Annotated in this window: 1 protein-coding gene, 1 tRNA gene and 1 pseudogene; 1 reads left to right on the top strand and 2 read right to left on the bottom strand. The window is 70.5% G+C overall.

Going from position 1 to position 2,111, the window contains the following annotated elements; all coding sequences use genetic code 11:
• Positions 1-336, top strand: a pseudogene (locus tag ABNT58_RS21325) (galactosyldiacylglycerol synthase); the annotation flags it as partial.
• A gap of 237 nt (positions 337-573) precedes the next feature.
• On the opposite strand, the gene ABNT58_RS21320 reads toward ABNT58_RS21325, so the two are convergent.
• Both ABNT58_RS21320 and ABNT58_RS21315 read right to left on the bottom strand, forming a co-directional pair.
• The gene (locus ABNT58_RS21320; RefSeq protein WP_348755419.1) at positions 574-1,791 is read right to left on the bottom strand and encodes a CaiB/BaiF CoA-transferase family protein; all 1,218 of its coding nucleotides are present in this window, start codon (positions 1,789-1,791) and stop codon (positions 574-576) included.
• A 187-nt stretch (positions 1,792-1,978) separates the two neighbouring features.
• A tRNA-Asp gene (locus ABNT58_RS21315) sits at positions 1,979-2,055 on the bottom strand.
• Positions 2,056-2,111 lie beyond the last annotated feature (56 nt).

Raw genomic sequence — 2,111 nt, 5'->3', positions numbered from 1 at the left:
GACCTGGCCGACTTCTTCATCGGCAAGCCCGGCCCCGGCAGCCTGAGCGAAGCAGTGCAGCGCGGCCTGCCGGTGATCGCGCTGGCGCCCACCGGCGTGATGCCGCAGGAGCGCTACAACGTGCAGTGGATCCACGAGCACGGCCTGGGCACCACCGTGCGCTCGGTCCGCGCGCTGGGGCATGCCACGCAGCGGCTGCTGGCCGATCTGCCGGCCTTTCAGTCGCGGGTGGAGGCGATGCGCAATCGGGCGGTGTGGGAGGTGCTCGACCTGATGGCGCAGGAGTTGCAGCGGGCCGAGACGGCTGTGGTGCCAGCGCACCTGGGCAGGGCGTAGCCCGGGCGGGCGGCGCGGTGCGGCCCGCGGCGGGCCGCTGACGCCAGGCTCAAGCCAGCGCGGCCAGCCCCCGACTCAGAGCGTGAGAGTTTTTCGGGCGAGCCCGAGCAACGCGTCCAAAGGCGTCCGATCTAGGCGCAAAGCGCAGCCGTAGCTCGGGCTACGGCGAGCATTTGCAACGACGAGCGGGCGTCTTTGGGCGTGGTGAGCGGGCTTGAACGAAAGACTCTCACGCTCTCAGCCCACGATGCCACGTTCGCGCAGCGCGTGGATCTGATCGTCGGTCAGGCCGATCTCGCGCAAGACTGCATCTGAATCCTGGCCCAGCGTCGGAGCTTGTCGCACATGGCGGCCCGGCGTGGCCGACAGCTTGGGCACGACGCCCGGCACCGCCATGCGGCTGCCGTCGGCCATCTCCACCTCGTCCAGCATGCCGCGGGCGCGGTAGTGCGGGTCGGCGGCGATGTCGGCCACGGTGTAGATGCGGCCGGCCGGCACCGCTGCGCCGTTCAGCTGTTCCAGCACCTCATCCACCGTCAGGCGGGCGGTCCAGGCGCCGATGGCCTCATCGATCTCGGTCACGCGCTGCACACGGCCGGTGTTGTCGGCCAGCGCGGGGTCGTCGGCCAGGTCCTGGCGGCCGATCAGCACCATCAGGCGGCGGAAGATGCTGTCGCCATTGCCGGCCACCAGGGCATAAGCGCCATCGGCGCAGCGGTAGGCGTTGCTGGGCGCGATGCCCGGCAGCGCGCTGCCCGCCGGCCCGCGCACCGCACCAAAGGCGCTGTACTCGGGCAGCAGGCTTTCCATGCAGTTGAAGACGGCCTCGTACAAGGCCACGTCGATCACCTGGCCCTGGCCGGTGGCATGGCGGTGCTGCAGCGCCAGCAGAATGCCGATCACGCCATGCAGCGCAGCCAGCGTATCGCCGATGCTCACGCCCACCCGCACCGGCACGCGGCCGGGTTCAGCCGTCAGATGGCGCAGGCCGCCCATGGCTTCGGCCACCACGCCGAAGCCGGGGCGGTCGCGGTAAGGGCCGGTCTGCCCGTAGCCGCTGACGCGCAGCATGATCAGCTGCGGGTTGGCCGCCAGCAGCGCCTCGGGGCCCAGGCCCCAGCCTTCCATCGCGCCGGGGCGGAAGTTCTCGATCAGCACGTCGGCCTCGGCCGCCAGACGGCGCACCACGTCCTGGCCTTCAGGCTCGCGCAGGTCCAGCGCCAGCGAGCGCTTGTTGCGCGACTGCACCTGCCACCACACCGAAGTGCCGTCCTTCAGCAGCCGCCATTTGCGCAGCGGATCGCCAGCGCCGGGCGGCTCGATCTTGATGACCTCGGCGCCGAAGTCGGCCAGCGTCTTCGCCGCGAACGGGCCGGCGATGAGCTGACCCAGCTCGATGACCTTGAGGCCGGCCAGCGCGGCCGGCGTGCTTGCTTGCGGGGCGTGCGGTGTCATGCGGGAAGTGTCGCACCGGCCAACCACCCGACCGCCGGGCCGCCCCAAGGGCAGGTGCGCCCCCAAGGCTCTGAGGGCCCTTTCACAAGGGCCGGGGGCTGCGAGCGCAGCGAGCTTGGGGGCACAACAAAAAGGGCACCCGAAGGTGCCCCGATTTCAACGGGCCGGCAGGCCCGATACGCGATGTTGGCGGAGTGGACGGGGCTCGAACCCGCGACCCCCGGCGTGACAGGCCGGTATTCTGACCAACTGAACTACCACTCCCTGTGGCGTCCCCTAGGGGATTCGAACCCCTGTAATCACCGTGAAAGGGTGGTGTC

This window comes from uncultured Aquincola sp., assembly GCF_964001545.1.
Taxonomy (GTDB): domain Bacteria; phylum Pseudomonadota; class Gammaproteobacteria; order Burkholderiales; family Burkholderiaceae_C; genus Aquincola.
Note: the sequence above shows the minus strand (reverse complement) of the source record. Positions and strands in the feature narration are given on the sequence as shown.

Bases quoted from the DNA above. Each gene is read 5' to 3' on its own strand.
- ABNT58_RS21320 (WP_348755419.1), bottom strand. From the start codon at position 1,791: ATGACACCGCACGCCCCGCAAGCAAGCACGCCGGCCGCGCTGGCCGGC.